The 16,720-nt window shown below is 69.8% G+C and carries 14 protein-coding genes; 5 read left to right on the top strand and 9 right to left on the bottom strand.

Annotation, left to right across the window (positions count from 1 at the left end):
• Nucleotides 1-116 precede the first annotated feature (116 nt).
• Nucleotides 117-1,463: an FAD-dependent oxidoreductase gene (locus tag HPO96_RS05895; RefSeq protein WP_171671637.1), complete on the top strand. Its 1,347-nt coding sequence runs from the start codon at nt 117-119 to the stop codon at nt 1,461-1,463.
• A 348-nt stretch (nt 1,464-1,811) separates the two neighbouring features.
• Here the strand turns inward: HPO96_RS05895 and HPO96_RS05890 are convergent, their stop codons facing one another.
• The 4 genes from HPO96_RS05890 to HPO96_RS05875 form a co-directional block, all read right to left on the bottom strand.
• Nucleotides 1,812-2,438: a VOC family protein gene (locus tag HPO96_RS05890; protein WP_171671635.1), complete on the bottom strand. Its 627-nt coding sequence runs from the start codon at nt 2,436-2,438 to the stop codon at nt 1,812-1,814.
• Nucleotides 2,435-2,779: a hypothetical protein gene (locus HPO96_RS05885; protein ID WP_171671634.1), complete on the bottom strand. Its 345-nt coding sequence runs from the start codon at nt 2,777-2,779 to the stop codon at nt 2,435-2,437. The genes HPO96_RS05890 and HPO96_RS05885 overlap by 4 nt, the downstream gene beginning before the upstream one ends.
• 455 nt (nt 2,780-3,234) lie before the next feature.
• Nucleotides 3,235-4,248: a DNA topoisomerase IB gene (locus tag HPO96_RS05880; RefSeq protein WP_171671632.1), complete on the bottom strand. Its 1,014-nt coding sequence runs from the start codon at nt 4,246-4,248 to the stop codon at nt 3,235-3,237.
• A 15-nt stretch (nt 4,249-4,263) separates the two neighbouring features.
• Nucleotides 4,264-4,734, bottom strand: coding sequence for a DUF6328 family protein (locus HPO96_RS05875; RefSeq protein WP_171671630.1), 471 nt, complete (start codon nt 4,732-4,734; stop codon nt 4,264-4,266).
• A 117-nt stretch (nt 4,735-4,851) separates the two neighbouring features.
• On the opposite strand from HPO96_RS05875, the gene HPO96_RS05870 reads away from it, so the two are divergent.
• Nucleotides 4,852-5,721, top strand: coding sequence for an NAD-dependent epimerase/dehydratase family protein (locus HPO96_RS05870; protein WP_171671629.1), 870 nt, complete (start codon nt 4,852-4,854; stop codon nt 5,719-5,721).
• Here the strand turns inward: HPO96_RS05870 and HPO96_RS05865 are convergent.
• Nucleotides 5,679-6,671 carry an erythromycin esterase family protein gene (locus tag HPO96_RS05865; protein ID WP_171671627.1) on the bottom strand — a complete coding sequence of 331 codons (993 nt, stop codon included), beginning with the start codon at nt 6,669-6,671 and terminating at the stop codon, nt 5,679-5,681. The genes HPO96_RS05870 and HPO96_RS05865 overlap by 43 nt on opposite strands.
• A gap of 89 nt (nt 6,672-6,760) precedes the next feature.
• Between HPO96_RS05865 and HPO96_RS05860 the strand changes: the two genes are divergently transcribed.
• Complete coding sequence (locus HPO96_RS05860) at nt 6,761-8,674, top strand: protein-arginine deiminase family protein (RefSeq protein ID WP_171671625.1); 1,914 nt, start codon at nt 6,761-6,763, stop codon at nt 8,672-8,674.
• A gap of 53 nt (nt 8,675-8,727) precedes the next feature.
• Here HPO96_RS05860 and HPO96_RS05855 read toward each other — a convergent pair whose 3' ends face one another.
• The 3 genes from HPO96_RS05855 to HPO96_RS05845 form a co-directional block, all read right to left on the bottom strand.
• On the bottom strand, nt 8,728-9,528 hold the full coding sequence (locus HPO96_RS05855) for a matrixin family metalloprotease (RefSeq protein ID WP_171671624.1): 801 nt from the start codon (nt 9,526-9,528) through the stop codon (nt 8,728-8,730).
• A 154-nt stretch (nt 9,529-9,682) separates the two neighbouring features.
• Complete coding sequence (locus HPO96_RS05850) at nt 9,683-10,624, bottom strand: S8/S53 family peptidase (RefSeq protein ID WP_171671622.1); 942 nt, start codon at nt 10,622-10,624, stop codon at nt 9,683-9,685.
• Nucleotides 10,625-10,745: 121 nt separating this feature from the next.
• Entirely contained in the window at nt 10,746-13,475 is a 2,730-nt protein-coding gene (locus tag HPO96_RS05845; RefSeq protein ID WP_171671620.1) for a BTAD domain-containing putative transcriptional regulator, read from the bottom strand.
• A gap of 94 nt (nt 13,476-13,569) precedes the next feature.
• Between HPO96_RS05845 and HPO96_RS05840 the strand changes: the two genes are divergently transcribed.
• Both HPO96_RS05840 and HPO96_RS05835 read left to right on the top strand, forming a co-directional pair.
• On the top strand, nt 13,570-15,183 hold the full coding sequence (locus HPO96_RS05840; protein WP_171671618.1) for an RICIN domain-containing protein: 1,614 nt from the start codon (nt 13,570-13,572) through the stop codon (nt 15,181-15,183).
• 145 nt (nt 15,184-15,328) lie between these two features.
• Entirely contained in the window at nt 15,329-16,087 is a 759-nt protein-coding gene (locus HPO96_RS05835) for a carbonic anhydrase family protein (protein ID WP_171671617.1), read from the top strand.
• A 39-nt stretch (nt 16,088-16,126) separates the two neighbouring features.
• On the opposite strand, the gene HPO96_RS05830 is transcribed toward HPO96_RS05835, so the two are convergent.
• Nucleotides 16,127-16,714 (bottom strand): TetR/AcrR family transcriptional regulator, encoded by a 588-nt coding sequence (locus tag HPO96_RS05830; protein ID WP_171671615.1) that lies wholly within the window; start codon nt 16,712-16,714, stop codon nt 16,127-16,129.
• Between the last annotated feature and the right edge of the window lie 6 nt (nt 16,715-16,720).

The raw sequence follows: 16,720 nt of genomic DNA, 5'->3' as shown, positions 1-16,720 counted from the left end.
CCATAATCTAACACGCCTGAACGAGAGATCACTCACGTCCATTCCGTGGTCTTCGGCGGGGGAGGGCTGATTGCGCTCGGTAAAGTAAGGGTTACCTAAGCATTGGAGCGTTTGTTGTGAAGGATCTGCGTGTTGCGGTGGTCGGCGCCGGCCCGGCCGGGATGTACGCCGCCGACATTCTGACCAAGGAGCACCCCACGGTGCGGGTCGATCTGATCGAGCGGCTGCCGGCGCCGTTCGGGCTGGTGCGGTACGGCGTCGCGCCGGACCACCCGCGGATCAAGGAGATCATCAAGGCGCTGCACCGGGTGCTCGGTCACGAGCGGATCCGGTTCATCGGCAACGTCTCGTACGGCGTCGACGTCAAACTCGACGACCTGCGCCGGCACTACGACGCGGTGATCTTCGCGACCGGCGCGATCAGCGACCGGGCGCTCGACATCCCCGGGGTCGACCTGCCGGGGAACCACGGCGCCGCGGACTTCGTCAGCTGGTACGCCGGGCACCCGGATGTCCCGCGGGAGTGGCCGCTGGAGGCGAAGTCGGTGGCGGTGATCGGCGCCGGGAACGTCGCGCTGGACGTTGCGCGAATGCTGGCCAAGCCGGCCGACGAGCAGCTCACGACCGAGATCGCCGACAACGTCTACCAGGGCCTGAAACTCAACCAGGCCACGGATATCCACGTGTTCGCGCGGCGCGGTCCGGCGCAGATCAAGTTCACCCCGATGGAGCTGCGCGAGCTGTCGCACTCGCCGTCGGTCGACGTGATCGTGCACCCGGAGGGCTTCGAGATCGACGAGGCGAGCCAGGCGGCGATCACGGCGTCCAAGAGCACCCGGCTCGTCGTCGACACCCTGCTCAAGCACCTCGACGCCGAGCCGACCGGGGCCCCGCACCGCATCCACATCCACCTCTGCCAGGCGCCCGTCGAGGTGCTCGGCGCCGACCGGGTCGAGGGGCTGCGCACCGAGCGCACGCAACTGCAGGGCGATGGGAACGCGAAGGGCACCGGCGAGTACGTCGACACCCCGGTCCAGGCCGTTTATCGCGCCGTCGGGTACCTCTCCAGTCACCTGCCGGGCCTGCCGTTCGATCACCAGGCCGGCGTCATCACCAACGACCGCGGCCGCATCCTCGACCTGGACGGCGTCCCCCTCGAAGGGATGTACGTGACCGGCTGGATCAAGCGCGGCCCGGTCGGCCTGATCGGTCACACCAAGTCCGACGCCGCCGAGACCATCGCCAGCCTGCTGGCCGATCTCGACACCCTCCCCGGCCCCGAGGAAACCGACCCCGACGCCATCCTCAACCACCTCACCGCCAACGGCGCCGTGGTCGTGGACGCCGAAGCCTGGTCCCGCCTCGACGCCCACGAGATCGCCCTCGGCGCCGCCCAGAACCGCGCCCGCATCAAGGTCGTCCCCCGCGAAGACATGCTCCGCGCCGCCACCCGAACCCCCTGACCACCCACCCGCGACCGTCCCGGGGCGGGACGGTCGCACCGGTCGCGCAGGGGCGACCGCCGGCGCCGGGCGGACCGCAGGACAGGCCGGGGGCGGCCCATCCCGCCTCCGCCCGGCGCCCCCAACCCCACCTCGCCAGCCACAACCCCAGGCCCACGCCATCCACCCAGCCCACCCGCGCCAGCCGACCGCCCAATCCGCACCAGCCACCCATCCCACCCCGTGCCAACCGCGCAACCCAACCACCCAAACCCTCACCAGGTAGCAGGCTCTGAACTACAACATCCCCGGCGGTGGCTAGGTGGGCGTGCCGGGGTGGTCGCCGGTTGTGGGTGAAGTGACCACGGGCTACTCGGGCAGGGGCTGACCGGTGTTCTCGGCTGTCATGTAGTCGGCGTACCAAGCGGGCCAGGCTTCGTCGTACACCCCGCCGTGGCGCTTCTCGTGCTCGCCGTGGGCCGCGGCAGCCCGTTCAAGGGCAGCGCGTAGATCGTCAGCCGACGTGTAGGTGATGGTCGGGTCGACCCGGTCGGGGAGCCGGGTGGTCACCTCCTGGATCAGCCAGGTGTTGTGGTCGGGGTCGGTGAAGGTGGCGAACGAGCCGTAGCTGCCGCCGTTCGGATCACGGCCGGCGGCACGATCACCCTTACCCGGCTCGAACTGCGCGCCAGGCGCCGCCGGGTGGAAGACCTCGCCGACCGCGACGCCGAGCCCAGTCAGCCCCTTGACCGCCGCCTCGACATCCGGCACCACCAGGTACAGACCTTGACCACTCCCCGGCTCGGCCGTCGTGATCCGGCTGCCGAACTGAACGGACGCCGGCGACCCCGGCGGCGTGAACTGGACGACGCGGAACCCGTTCTCGAAGGCGAAGTCGGCGTCCAGCCGCCAACCCAGCCCGGTGTAGAACTCCTTCGACCGATCGACGTCGGCGACGGGGATGACGACAGCCTCGAGCTTGAGCTCGGTACTCATGATTCCTCCACTGGTCGTACCGGAGAAAACGGCGAACCGCCGGCGAGATATTCCATCCCCAGCAGCTCCCCGTCCACCGCCCCGAACGCCGCCAGCGCCGCCGCGTGCACCCCCGCCGTCACCTCCGCCATCCCCGCCGGTACGCCGTGCGCCCGCGCGAACGCGGTCAGCGAATCCAGCTCCTCGACGATCCGATCGAGCCCGAACGTCGCCATCCGATCCCCGCCGAGATACGCCGGTACGACGTCCCGCACGAACTCCGACGTCGCCGGACTCGCCGCCAGCCACCCCTGCAAAGCCCCGGCGTCCAACCCGCCGGCCCGCCCCAGAGCCAACAGCACCGGCCGAGCCCGCTCCAGAACCTCAACCGAACCCCCGGCGTACACCGTCAACGCACCAGCCGCGGCGGCCGCCGGCCCACCCCGATCGGCGTCTCCAAATACTCCACCCCGGACGCCGACGCCGCAGCCGCCAACTCAACCCCCAACTCCGGCGAAGCGCTCGTCAGATCCAGCCAAAGCCCCCCCACGCCGAACCCCACCCAACAACCCATCCGCCACCGCACCCCGCAACTCCGGACTCCCCGGCAACACCGTCACCAGTACGTCGAGCCCCACCGGCGCCCCCCACGCCGCCCCGAACCCCACCACCGCCCCAGCCAACTCACCCCGCACATCGAACGCCCGCACCGAAAACCCAGCCCCACCAACCGCCGAGCCACCCCCATCCCAACCCGCCCAACCCCAACCACCCCGATCTCCATACAGCGATTATCAGTCGCCCCATCCAGCGACCGTCAGCGACGGTCCTCGTCCAACAACCGGCTGACCGCCCGCTCCAGCGCACCCCGCACCTCCTCGTCCGCCAGTTCAGCCCCGACCCGCCCGACAGCCGGCGCGACCGTCCGCCCCCGCTCGTACTGCGTGATCACCCGCGGATCGACGTACGACGCCCGCGCGACTGCCGGGGTGTTCCCGAGATGCCCCGACACCTCGTCCAGCATCGACGTGACGGCGGTATTCAGCGCCTTCTTCGTCCGCGGCGGCTCGGCGCCGGCAAGGTTGACTGCGGCAACGACCGTCGCCGTCCAGGTGCGCAGGTCCTTGACCGTGTAGTCCGCTCCGACCAGCTCCTGGAAGCGCTCGTTCACCAGCTCCGCGTCGAGGTCGTGGTACCCGTCCCGATCCCGGTAGACGAGTAGCCGCGGCCCGCCGTGCCGGCCGCGCTTCAACGACCGAACTGCGGCCGCCAGTCGATCGTCGGTGAGTTCGATCGCCCGGTCCTGCCCGCCTTTCGCGACGAAATCGAAAACCACTCGCCCGCGGCTGACGCGGACGTCGTCCCGTAGCAAGGTCGCCGCACCCCGGCTGCCGTTCTCCTCGGCGTACCGGGTGTTGCCAGTCCGGAAGACGCCGTAATCGAGCATCCGCAACGCGACCGCGAGCACTCGGCGCCGATCCAGGCCGCGCCGGCACAGATCCGCGTCAACAGCCTCCCGGAACGCGGGCAGCTTCCGCGCCAGCCGCCGGACCCGGTCGTGTTTGTCCGCGTCCTGCGTCGTCCGCCAGTCGTCGTGGTACAGGTACTGCCGCCGCCCAGCCTCGTCCGTGCCCAGCGCCTGGATGTGTCCGTTCGGCCACGGACAGATCCACACGTCCTGCCAGGCAGGCGGAATCGCGAGTGTCTTGATCCGCTCGACCGTGTCGGTGTTCTTGATCCGCTTGCCGTTCTCGTCCAGGTAGCTGAACCCGCTCCCGTGCCCCCGCCGGGTGTACCCGGGCTTGCCGGGGTGGCTCTGCCGAAGTCGCATGCCACCCGGTACCCACTACCGATGCCGGTGCCGGACCCAAGCGGGCAGAACTACCCAGAAAAGCAGGAACCAGACGAAGACGATGGCCACGGTGGTGATGGCGAGGGGGCGGCGGAGGACGACGTCGAGGGCGATCAGGACGCCGCCGCAGACGGCCAGGACCAGGAAGGCGAGGCCGGCGCGGGCCAGGCGATCGGCGAACGTCACCAGGTGATCGCGCAACCCCTGCTTGTAGAGCATCCGGTGGAAGGCGACCGGCGCCAGGAAGAGGGCGACGGCGAGGCTGCTGGCGATCAGGGTGCCGGCGTACACGTCGTGGGTGAACTCGTCGGCTTCGTGGAACTTGCTCTGGAACGCGATCCCGAGCAGGAACGCGAACAGGATCTGCGTGCCGGTCTGGGCCAGTCGCAGCTCCTGCAGCAGCTCGTTCCAGTGCCGGTCCAGCTGTTCGCCGCGGTCCTCAGCGCGGCTGTACGGCTCATCCATCAGGGCGCCCTCCCATGGCGGTCTGCCGACAGAGTACCCAGCCCTACGCCTGTGATGGGACAAAGTCCCGTCAGGGTGCTACCGTGATGGGACTTGGTCTCATCACTGGAGGAAGACATGCGTGTTCTGGTCACCGGTGCCGGTGGGCACCTCGGGTCGGCGATCGTGCCGGAGTTGCTCGCGAACGGGCATCAGGTCGTCGGGCTCGCCCGCTCCGAGCGCGCGGCCGCCGTGGTGCGCGCGACTGGCGCCGACGTACGCCGAGGCGACGTCAATCAGCTTGATCCCGCCGTGGTCGCCGAGGTGGACGCCGTCATCCATCTCGCCTACGACCACGAGGCCGTCATGGCCGGTGAGTACGCCGCCGCGGCGACCGCTGATCTGGCGGTGGTCCGGGCCTTCGGCGACGCCCTGGCCGGGACCGGCAAGACGTTCATCGGAATCGGCCTCGGCGGTGTCGAGCATCCGCGGGCCGCGATCGCGAACGAGATCCTGACCTTCGCCGACCGCGGTGTCCGCCCACTCCTGATCGCCGTCCCGCAGGTCGTGCACAGCGAGCTCGATCGCGGCGGGTTCGTCCCGACCCTGATCGGCATCGCCCGGGCCACGGGGGTCTCCGGGTACGTCGGCGCGACGCGCTGGCCCGCCGTCCACACGCTCGACGTCGCCCGCCTCTACCGGCTCGCTCTGGAGCAGGCGCCGAGCGGATCACAGCTGTCCGCCGCGGCTGACGAAGGGGTCGCCGTGCGCGACATCGCGACCGTGATCGGCCGTCGCCTCGGCGTACCGACCGTGGAGATCCCGGCCGCCGAAGCCGCGCAGCACTTCGGTGGTTTCGCGCCCCTGCTCAGCTTCGACAACCCGACATCGAGCGCGGCGACACGGGAGCTGCTCGGCTGGAAACCCGAGCGCCCCGACCTGCTGACCGATCTCGAATCAGGCCACTACTTCGGCAGCGGCCGCGACGGCGACGACGTCGGGAGGTAGGCGATCGCGTCGTACGCCGTCGCCAGCCGGGTGATGTTGAAGCTGAGGATGGGCCATCGGGGTGAGTCCGCCCCGAAGCCGCCGACCCATCGCTGTTCACCCAGCCACCGAGCGGCGTCCGGGGGAGCGGCGCGTAGGTCGAGCAGATGCGCAGTGCCGAGGGCGCGGCCCAGCGCGGCCTCGGCCGACCAGGGGACCGGTCGGCCGCGGTGGACGATGTCGGGCTCGCCGGCGTTGGTCGGCTCGCTCCGGAAGGCCCGCAGTGAGCCGCGCCCGAAGAGCAGACCGACGGCGTAGTAGCTCGTGCCGAGCTTCTCTCGCAGGACCTGGCCGGTCGTCGGCGCACCGGGCAGGAACGGCTCCATCCCGACGTGACCGTTGTGCCCCCAGAAGACGACCTTGTCGTTCGCGGCTGCTTCGAGAATCGCCTCCGCCATCTGCCGATCCCGAACTGCCCAGAACGACTCGGCGGCTGCTTCCTCGGTTCGCGGGGTTTCCGGCACGTCGGTGAACAGGTCCGGGTCCAGCGGATCGACGCCGATGAACCGGACCCGCTCACTGGCCGGGCAACTCTGGTTGTACGAGCGCATCCACTCGAGCAGCGCGAGTACCTCCTCGGTTCGCCACGGCCAGCTCGCCAATCCAGTCAGCGCGGCAACGGGATCGACCGCATCACCCTGGATGTAGGCATTCACCGCGGGCGCCGGCTTGCCTGGCGCTTCGAGTGCGAACACCCGGAATCCGGCCCGCTCGACCAGATAGCGAACCATCAGCGCCTTCAGCTGGAAGAACTCCCGCGTCCCGTGGGTCGCCTCACCGAGTCCGACCACGCGGACGTCGCCCAACGCCGGCGCCCAGCGGTGGAGGGCCGGCTCCCAGTCGGCGTAGCCGTCGAAGTTGGGGAGTGCAATCGCCGTCGCTCGCATCCAGTCCCGCACTGTCCGCTTCATGACAAGATAATACACTCGTGTCAAATACGCGGACCAGGTACGGACGGCGGGCGGACAAGTTCCTGACAAGTCGTCGTCACGATGACCGCATGCTTGCTCGCAGATTGTTGCTCCTGACCACCTCCGGCGCGCTGGTGATCGGCGCCCCGCTGACCGCGGCCGCCGCCGGGCCGGTGCCGGTCGTCCTTCGGGCCGACGTGTCGCACGGATTCTTCCTGGCCAATATCGACGACGACGCCGGCGTCTGCCGGGCGCCGGCCCGGAAGCTCGCGGCGGCCGCCGTCGATCGCGAGGCCGCCAACGACACCGCGTTCTACAAGCGCAAGAAGGAGCTCGAGGCGCTCCCCGACAAGGAGGAGGCCGAGCGGCTCTACCAAGAGCTCGTCCGCTCGCACCAGAAGGACCAGAACAAGGCCGACCGCGATCTCGCCGCCTGTAACGACGCCGCCGACACCGTTGTGAACGGCGAGCGCGACGCACTCGACCTGGCCCGGATCCGCCCGCTGCCCTGGCCGGCCGCGCCGAAGCCGGCGTCCGGCGTACTCACCGTCTCACAGCCGGATCGCGTGCACCTGTTCGTGAAACGCGCCAAGTGGGAGCTCGTCACGCCGCAGACCCGGCTCTCCGCCGACGAACTCCGCAAGGGTGTCGAGCTGGGCATCGAGGGCCGCGACATCATCCGGGACGCCGCCGTCTGGGACGGTTCGGTCGACGTGACGCTCAAGGTCGGCGATGCCACCAGCAAGGTGACCATGCGCGAGGCCCCGGTGCTGACCCAGCTGAACACGCAGCGTCTGCAGCAGGTGATCACCGGCCAGCCCGGCGACGAAGATGCCGAAGGCAAGCAATGGCGGGCCGACGCGGCGGCGGCGATCAAGAAGGCCGGCGTCCCCGGCGGGCTGAGCCAGCTCGACCTCAGCGGTGACCAGTGGGCGCAGGACATCTTCGAGCCGGCCTACACCTCGATCCCCGGCCCGGGCGGCAAACCGCAGGGCCTCAAGGTCTTGATCGGATCGGCGAACGACGACCGCCGGGTCGCCTCCCGGGTGATGTTCACCGAGCTGGCCGGTCCGGACGTCGCCGGTGTGCACGTCGAGCACGTCCCGGTATCGACCGAGAACAGCAGCTACGACTCGATGGGCAATCTGGAGACGATTCCGTCCACCCCGCAGTACCCGAACGGCCGGATCGTGATCGGCGGCGACGGTTTCGCCCCCGGGAAGACCGGCCCGGCGCCGGAAATGCTGACGCTGCTGAAGTCCCAGGGCAAACAGGACCCGATCTCCCTCGACACCTCCTGGCTGACGATCGGGCACGTCGACGAGTTCATCCACTTCGTCCCGGCCCCGGGTAGCCGGCTCGGCTGGCGCGCGGTGGTCGCCGATCCGACGGCAGGGTTGAAGATTCTCGACAAGGTCAGCAAGGCTGGGCACGGCGCGCAGAAGCTGCACGGCAACCTGCCGCCGCTGGAGTGGCCGTACGACGAGCGCATCGACCAGCGCAGTACCAACGAGTTCCTCGCCGACAAGCAGTTCGTGAAGACCAACGAGCGCGCCGCCGCCGCCATCAAAGCCAACCTGGCCGTCCTGCGACAGCAGGCCGGTCTCACCGAGGCCGACCTGGTGCGCATCCCGGCGCTCTACACCTACCGCTCGATGGACTGGGGGATGGCCGAGACTGCGATCCGGAACATGCCCGACGGCCCGGAGAAGGACCAGAAGATCGTCGAGCTGAACGCGATGACCGACGCCGTCGCCGAGATCCCCGGCACCGTCAACGGCCTGGTCCTGAACGCCGGTGACTACGTCGCTCCGAAACCGTTCGGACCTGTTGTCAACGGCAAGGATCTCTTCGCCGAAGCGATCGACAAGGCCTTCGCCAAGATCGACTATGACGTCACCTACGTCAACGACCTGACCAGCACCCACGTCTCCGAGGGCGAGATCCACTGCGCCACCAACACCCTGCGCGACTCCCTCACCAACCGGTGGTGGACCAAGTAGGACCCACGGGCCGTGCTGCCGGAGGTGGGCCGGCAGCACGGCGGTCCGGTGATTTACGTGCCGGGCTTGGGGTAGAGCTGGTTGAGGACCTGGAAGTCGTCGTTGGAGGGGTGGGTGTTCCAGCCCGGGCCGACGGTTCCGCTCTTCAGACAGCTGTTGGTGGACGAGTTGTGGTCAAGGCCGAGGGCGTGCCCCAGTTCGTGACAGGTCGTCTTGGCGCGCTGCGTCGCGTTGGTGAGCAGTCGCGTGTTGAGCTCGACCTTGGCCGGACCGGACGGCGCGTTAGGTGCCCAAGTTGTCAAGCCGTACCAGGACGCCGAGCTGTTCACCGCGTAGACGTGCACACAGTGCCGGCCGCCACCCGGGCAGCCTTGCGTGTGCCAGCGATAGTACGAGTCGATACCCGGTGACTGGTACCAGTCACCGACTGCGGCCTGCACCGGGTAGCCGGCCGGCGTGTGGTCCAGGAAGTAGACCTGCGGGTCGTTGAACTGGTTGTACGCCCAAGCGTGGCTGCACCACGCGGCCGCCGTACCGACGAACGGCGCACAGGCCAGGATCTGCGCCGGCGCCATTTGCTGACCAGCGGGCACGATCCCCTGCACACCTTGGGCGCGCAGTTCGGCGCGCAACTTCTCCGCCGAGCCGGCCGGCTCGTAGCGGGTGACGCTCTGGACGGCGCCCAGCGCGTTCCGCTCGATGACGACGACCTCGTCGTCGACCACGGTCGGCGCCGGCGCCTTGTCGGCCACCGGTGCTGCCCCCGCGGCCACTCCCCACGGGGATATCCCGACCGCAACGGCGAACAACGCGGCCGCTGCGGTCACCACGACCTTTCTCCTGACAGTACTCACGTGCGTTCCTCTCTCGGGGCGGAAACCGGTCCGGAGACCGGCGAGTGACCCCATGACAGCGCACGTGACGCGTTCCGCCTAGGCGGTAACACCGGCAGCTCGCGAAGCTGCCGGTGTCCCCTTGTTCACCACGAGAAATTGGCCGGAACGGCGGTTAATTGCTGAACAGAATCAAGTTGGGCGTGCCGACGTTGTCCGCCGCCAGCCGGCCGCTGGTCGCGGTGTCCCGCAGCTCCTGCTGAACCAGGGCCGGCGTCGCGGTCGGCGTCTGCTCGAGGATCTTGGCGGCGGCGCCTGCCGTCGGCCCGACCTGGCCGCCGTTGGCGATCCCCCACGGGTTCTCGTCGCTACCGCCGCCGATCGCGGTGGTGCCGTCCGGCGCGGCGAGGTCGACGCAGGTGCCGCGATGCGCGCCGAAGGCCAACCGCTCCTTGCCGCCGCTGAACCTGGTCAGGTCGAGCCGGGTCACGGTGATCGCTTCGGAGACGCGCCCGGGGGAGAAGTTGCACGCGTTCCCGCCGAGATCGCTGGCGTCACCACCGGCGTCGACGACCCAGCTGATGCCGGCCTGGGTCGACGCCCGCAGTGCGTTGTCGAGCGCGGTGTCCGCGGGCAGTTCGTAGGGCAGGACGCCGACGGCCGGCTTCACCGCGTTCGCGGTGACCCACTTGATCGCGGCCGTGGCCTGGGCCGCGGTCGGCGCTTGGTTGCACGCGAACGCCCGCACCGACACGATGTTCGCGCCCTTGGCGACGCCGTACTTGTTGCCGGCCACCAGCCCGGCAACCCCGGTCCCCATCGTGGTGCAGCCACTCGTCGAGGGGCCGCCGACCAGATCGGCGCCCACGCTCGCCCGGCCGCCGAAGTCGGTGTGCGTGACGCTCACGCCCGGGCTGACGACGTACGCGCGGACGCCGGCGCCCGTCTGCGTCCAGCTGTAGCTCTTGTCCAGCGGGCGATCCCGCTGATCGATCCGATCGAGCCCGCCGCTCGGGTTCGGCTGCGTGCCGCCGGCCGCCTGCGCCGGGAGCTGGCCGCCCAGCGCCAGCGCCGCGCCGGCGAGTACGGCGCCCCAACGGGTCAATGATCTCGTCATGTGATCGACTCCGATCCTCAGTCCCGGACGGTGTGCCCGGGGTCCCAGATCGTGGCCCAGGCCGGTGACGGCCGACAATCGTTTGAACCAGCGTCAAAAGACTGAACCGAATGCGGCGCCGCTACGTTTCCCGTGCCGCTTCGAGCAGTTTGACGATGTCGTCGCGGCTCACCCGATCGACGTTGCCGGTGAATCCCTTGCTGTCAAAGGTGTTCAGCGCATCCTGGAAGGCGGTTGCCGCGGCGCTCTGCTCACCCGCGAGGGCATACGCCTTCCCGAGGCTGACGTAGGCCAGGGTGATACCGGTCTCGGTCTCGATGGTCAGCTGCAGGGCCTCGCGCAGGATCGCGATCGCCTCGGCGTGCGCACCGGTCCGGCTCAGCGCCTCGCCCAGCCCGTCGAGCGAGACGGCCAGGTCTGCGGCCTTGCCGATCTTGCGCGCGCTCTCCACCGCGATGCGCCCGTGCGGCAGCGCCTCCGCACTCCGATCCAGCTCCAGATAGGTGCTGCAGAGGTTGGTCTCGGCGAACACCTGCGCCTCGTCGCGGTCGGAGAGCCACGCTTCGTCGAGCGCGAGGTGCAGATAGTGCAGCGCGCGATCGCCGTTGCCGAGCAGCTTGTGCAGGGTGCCGAGGTTGTTCAGGGCGGTGAAGGCGCCGTTCCGGTTGCCGATCGCGGCGAACCGCTGCTGGGTCAGCTCGAAGTACGGCAAGGCCCTGGTCAGCTCGCCGCTGCGGGCCAGCGCGACGCCGAGCTGGTTCGCGGCGTGTGCCTGCAGGAACACGTTGTCGGTGCGCTCGGCCTGCTCGAGGCTGAACTCTGCGCTGCGCACGTTCTCGCCGTCGGAGAACCGCGCGGCCAGGTACGTCCGGCAGGTCTGCACGAGCCGGGTCGCTGTCAGATGCCGGCCGAGCGCGGCGGCCCGGTGCGCCGCGGCGGTCAGTACGGCGTACTCGGCGTCGAACCAGCGCATCGCCTCGCTCTCCGAGCTGAAAGACAACGGCGTGATGCCGGGCACCGGCTCGCCCAGGTCGAGGCCGACGCCCAGGGCCAGGGCGTCCCGCGCGTCGGCGGCGGTGAACAAATACCAGCTGAACAAGCGATCCCGGGCCGCATCTCGGTCGGCTTCGCTGTCGACGCCGGCCGACTGCTCGACTGCGTACGCACGGAGCAGGTCGTGCAGCTGGAAACGTGTGCCGTCCGGGCGGCGGAGCAGGTGCAGCGTAACGAGCCGATCGAGTAGGCGGCGGGCGACGGGGATGGCGACACCGGCCAGAGCAGCGGCGGCCGGCACGCCGATCGTCGTCCCAGGGTGAAGGCCGAGCAGGCGGAACAGGCGAGCCGCCTCCGGGTCGAGCACGCGGTACGAGCAGGCGAAGACGGCCCGCAGCTCGGTCGCGGTGTCCTCACCGGTGTCGAGGACGTCGAGTCGCTCGGTCTCGTCGCCGAGCTGGTGCAGTACGTCGCCGACGGTCAGCTCGGGCTCGCGGGCCAGCCGCTCGCCGACGATGGCCAGAGCAAGCGGCAGATGGCAGCACCGGGTGACCAGCTCAACCAGCTCGGCATCACCTGGCAGCTCCCGCCGGTCTTGGAGGACGGCGGCCAGCAGCGCCCGGGCCTCCGCCGCAGACAGCTCGCCGACGCGAACCGGCCGCGCTCCCTCCCGGACGGTGAGGCTGCTGAGCTGGCTGCGACTGGTGATCAGGACTACGGCGCCCGTTGCCGGCAGCAACGGCCGGACCTGCTCGGCGTCGCGGGCGTCGTCCAGGACGAGCAGGACCTGCCGATCAGCGAGTGTCGTCCTTAGCAAGGCGCTGCGGTCTTCGAGCCCATCAGGTACGGCGGCGCCCGTGATGCCCAGACTGCGCAGCAGATACTCCAGCGCGGCGGTCGGCGGCACCGGCTCGCTCGGCCCATAGCCGCGCAGCCGCACGAAGAAGCGCCCGTCCGGGAATCGAGCGCTCTGCCCATGAGCCCAGCGGACCGCGACGCTGGTCTTGCCGACGCCGCCCTCGCCATGCAGGACGACGGTGACCGTCGGCGCCCCGGAATCAGCCAGCGCATCGAGCGTTTCGAGTACGTCGGTCCGGCCGGTGAACTGGGGCAGATCGGGTGGCAACTGCTGCGGTGTCGTGGATGCCGGCAGCTGCGGCTCCGAGGTCAGCAGACCCCGGTAGATCTCCTGCAGCTCCGCGCTCGGATCGACGCCCAGCTCGTCGGCGATCCTGCTCCGGACGTCGCCGTACAGCTCAAGGGCTTCGGCCTGACGGCCGGCGCCGCTGAGCGCGCGCAGCCGGCGGGCCCACAGCGACTCCCGCAACGGGTAGCGGTTGACCAGATCGGCCAGCTCGATCGTCATCGGCACGTACTTCCCGGCCGCCAGATCGGCGTCGATGCGCTGCTCCAGAGCGGCCAGATAGGCCTCGGTCAGCCGAGGCGCCTCGAAGTGCCGCAACCAGTCCGAGGTCTCACCCGCGAAGGGCTCGCCCCACAGCGCCAGCGCCCGCGCCACGTCACCCGCGCCCGCGGCCTCGGCGAAGACCAGCGCGTCGACCTGAGCCGGCTCGACGAGCAGCCGGTAGCCGAGCGGCTCGGTGCCGAGTACGTCGTCGCCCAGCGCCTGCCGGAGCCGGCGGACCAGGTTGTACAGGCTCGCGCGCGGATCTGCCGGCGGGTTCTCGCCCCAGACCCGGTGCACCACGGTCTCGACCGGGACCACCTGACCGGCCGACAACGCCAGAACGGCGAGCAGCGTGCGGACCCGGGCGCCGGGGACCGCCGCCGGCCGGCCGTCGACGGTGACCTCGAACGCGCCCAGCAGCCGGATCCGGACCGCGGGGACATTCGGCACGGGCGGCTCCCAGGACTCGATCGGAGGCCACAGAATACCGGCGCGACAGGCCGACGAAAGCGCGGTAACAGGGGGCGTGCGCCACGCTGACAGAATGAAACGTTTCCTGCTGGCAACAGTCCTCGGCCTCGCGCTGATCGCCGGTACCCAACCGGCCTCCGCGCAGCCGACCGCCCCGACTGGCCAGGCCGCCCCGACCGCAACGGGCACGTTGTTGCAGCCGGCCGGCGCCAGTCTCTATCCGCGTGCGATCCGCCTGCAGCACAACGGCGCGGCCAATGGCCGGATCCTCGCGAGTGTCGTGTCGTTCCGCGGCGCCGCCAGCGGCGTCGGCGTGATCCACGAGAGTACGAACGGCGGCGCGAGTTTCGCCGAAGTCGGCGCCGTCGCCGATCCGGAGGCCGCCAACAACCAGGGTCTGTGCTGCGCGACGTTGTTCGAGCTGCCCCGGCAGATCGGCGCGCTACCGGCCGGCACCCTGCTGTGGGCCGGGTCGGTCGGCGCCAACGACCGCCCGATGGCGCTCCGGATCTGGCGCAGTAACGACCTCGGCCGGAGCTGGAGCTACCTGTCGAACTGCGCGGTCGCGCCGAACGCCAAGGGGTTGTGGGAGCCCGAGTTCTCGGTGGCGGCGGACGGCCGGCTGGTCTGTCAATACGCCGACGAGACGGACGGCGTCCACAGCCAGAAGCTGATGGAGGTGCGCAGCAGCGACGGCGTGAACTGGACCGATCGGGTGCCGACCGTCCAGAGCACGAACGGCGGTCATCGCCCCGGGATGCCCGTCGTCCGTCAGCTCAGCCCGAGCTTCTACGTGCTGGTCTACGAGATCTGCGGGCTCGGCGGGCAGTACGACTGCGTCGTCCACAAACGGACGTCGGCCGACGGCTGGAACTGGGGGCCGCCGAGCGACCTCGGGACCAGGCCGCAGACCGTCGACGGCAAGTACTTCGCGCACGCGCCGACGGTTGCCGTGGTCGGTGGGAAGTTGTTGCTGATCGGCCAGATCCTGCGCAACAGCAACGGATCTGTTGCTGCTGACAACGGTCGGACGATCTTGGCGAACACGGAGAGCTCGTTCGGCCCGTGGTACGAGTTGGAGTCACCCGTCCAGGTGCCCGGTCCCTACAACCACTACTGCCCGAACTACAGCTCTCCGCTGGTCGGTTCGGCCGACGGGACGCGGGTTCTTCAACTGGCCAGTGACTTCAGCAACGGTGACTGCCAGACCTTCTTCGCGACCGGCTCCGCGATCGGGACCGGTACCGACGCCGGGGTCGCCGGGGGAGCGACGTACCGGCTGTTGAGTGCCCAGAGCACGCATTGCATGGACGTCGCCGCCGACTCGCGCGAGTACGGCGGCCGGATTCAGCAGTGGTACTGCAACGGGCTGGGCCCGCAGAACTTCCAGTTCACCGCGGAGGGCAACGGCTTCTACCGGTTGAGGGGTCAGAACAGCCGGCTCTGCGTCGAAGTCACCAAGAACTCCTTCGAGCCAGGCGCCAAGATTCAGCAGTACGCCTGTCAGGACGGCGGCTGGCAACGCTGGCGGTTCGTCAACGTCGGCCGCAACTACTACCAGATCGTCGGCCAGAACTCGGGTCTCTGTCTCGACGTCGCCGGCGGCTCCACCGCGGCCGGCGCCGACCTGCAGATCTGGCACTGCAACAACCTCCAGCCGCAGACCTGGAAGCTGGAGCGCCGCTGACCCGGCCGGGCTGCTCCGGGGTGCCCGATCGGGCCGTTCGGGCACCCCTTTGTTCGGGACATGAACGAAGAGGCACATACTTCTGGAGGTGACCGGATGAGGCCGGTCATCGGCACCACTTCCGCCTAGCGTTCGGAGTACCTGCATGTCCGGTTTGACCCGGCGTTCCGTCCTGCTCGCAGTTCCCGCCGCTGCTGCCGCCCTCGCTGCCCCGTCGGTCATGACGAGGGCGACCGCGGCCGTCGCGCACCAGAGTCCGATCGACATCCACCGGGGGAGTGCGGTGTTCAGCCCGGGGTTGCCGGCGCTGCACGTGCACTATCCGCGGTCGATCGACCTGGAGATCCGTTACGAGAGCAAGGACGGCGGCCAGCCCGGTGGGTGCGAGACCCGCACCGCCGAGGAGACGGTCCTCGCCGAGATCCCGAAGGGCGCGGCCTGGGTGACCCTCGGCGGCGTCCGGTACGACCTCGCCAACTTCCATTTCCACACCCGCTCGGAGCACCGGTTCGACGGTCACCAGTACCCGCTCGAGCAGCACTTCGTCCACCTCGGCCCGAACGGCGAGCGGCTGGTGATCGGCCTGTTCATCACCACCGGCGGCCACGGCGGCACGCTGCAGGACCAGGCCCTGGCCACCGTCCCGGACGAGTGCGGTGAAGACATCGCGCTGCACGGCGCCAACCTCGCCGGTGCGCTGCCGACCGACCTGTCCACCTACCGGTACGACGGCTCGCTCACGACGACGCCGTTCTCCGAGCCGGTCTCGTGGCTGGTGCTGAGCCACATCCGCGAGATCAAGTCCAGCTCGCTGGCGCATTTCCAGACTCGCTTCCCGAACGGCGACAGCCGCGCGCTGCAGCCACTCAACGGCCGCACCGTCCGCTACCGCCCGCAGCACTGACCTGAACCTGGGCTCCGCCACCTGAACCGGTGGCGGAGCCTAGGCCCGGGCGAACCCCTTCAGCAGCGTGTTCACCCCGAGCCGGAACCGGCGATCGACCGACTGCCGCGAACCACCCAGCCGCTGCGTGGCCTCGGCCATCGCGAGCCCCTCGACCAGCGTGCGGAACACCAATGCGATATCTGCCGGATCGCCCCGCAGTCGCCTGGCGTCCACCGCGTCCCGAACGTGTTGCGTGAAGATCGTCCGGACCTTCGCCCCGGCCTCGTCCGGCATCGGATCGAAGTCGGCGAACGGGCGCGCGAACATCACCTCGGCCAGCATCGGATTCCGCAGGACGAACTGCCGGAATCCCTCCGCGAGCCCTCGCAGCCCCGCGAGCGCGTCGTCAGCCGCCGGCAACGCGGTCAGCTCGTCCTCCAGTTGCCGGAATCCCGCGAAGAAGATCTCGCGGACGATCCCGGCCTTGTCGCCGAACACCTCGTACACGGCAGGCACCGAGGCCCCTGCGCGCCCAGCCACTGCCCGCGTCGTGAGGCCCGCTGCGCCCTCCGTCGCCAGGATCGCGAGCGCACCTGTCAGCGCGCGCTCCCGAAGCGCCTCGGTCCGCTGCTTGACCCTGGGCATCGCCGT

The sequence above is a fragment of the Kribbella sandramycini genome (assembly GCF_013131805.1).
In the GTDB taxonomy this organism is placed as follows: Bacteria; Actinomycetota; Actinomycetes; order Propionibacteriales; family Kribbellaceae; genus Kribbella; species Kribbella sandramycini.
This window is presented reverse-complemented; position numbering and strand designations above follow the sequence as displayed.

What these genes read in the sequence shown, in the direction of transcription:
- HPO96_RS05850 (WP_171671622.1), bottom strand. Translation starts at nt 10,624, where the DNA reads ATGACGAGATCATTGACCCGTTGGGGCGCCGTACTCGCCGGCGCGGCG.
- HPO96_RS05860 (WP_171671625.1), top strand. Translation starts at nt 6,761, where the DNA reads ATGCTTGCTCGCAGATTGTTGCTCCTGACCACCTCCGGCGCGCTGGTG.
- HPO96_RS05830 (WP_171671615.1), bottom strand. Translation starts at nt 16,714, where the DNA reads ATGCCCAGGGTCAAGCAGCGGACCGAGGCGCTTCGGGAGCGCGCGCTG.
- HPO96_RS05840 (WP_171671618.1), top strand. Translation starts at nt 13,570, where the DNA reads ATGAAACGTTTCCTGCTGGCAACAGTCCTCGGCCTCGCGCTGATCGCC.
- HPO96_RS05880 (WP_171671632.1), bottom strand. Translation starts at nt 4,248, where the DNA reads ATGCGACTTCGGCAGAGCCACCCCGGCAAGCCCGGGTACACCCGGCGG.
- HPO96_RS05875 (WP_171671630.1), bottom strand. Translation starts at nt 4,734, where the DNA reads ATGGATGAGCCGTACAGCCGCGCTGAGGACCGCGGCGAACAGCTGGAC.
- HPO96_RS05870 (WP_171671629.1), top strand. Translation starts at nt 4,852, where the DNA reads ATGCGTGTTCTGGTCACCGGTGCCGGTGGGCACCTCGGGTCGGCGATC.
- HPO96_RS05865 (WP_171671627.1), bottom strand. Translation starts at nt 6,671, where the DNA reads ATGAAGCGGACAGTGCGGGACTGGATGCGAGCGACGGCGATTGCACTC.
- HPO96_RS05890 (WP_171671635.1), bottom strand. Translation starts at nt 2,438, where the DNA reads ATGAGTACCGAGCTCAAGCTCGAGGCTGTCGTCATCCCCGTCGCCGAC.
- HPO96_RS05835 (WP_171671617.1), top strand. Translation starts at nt 15,329, where the DNA reads ATGTCCGGTTTGACCCGGCGTTCCGTCCTGCTCGCAGTTCCCGCCGCT.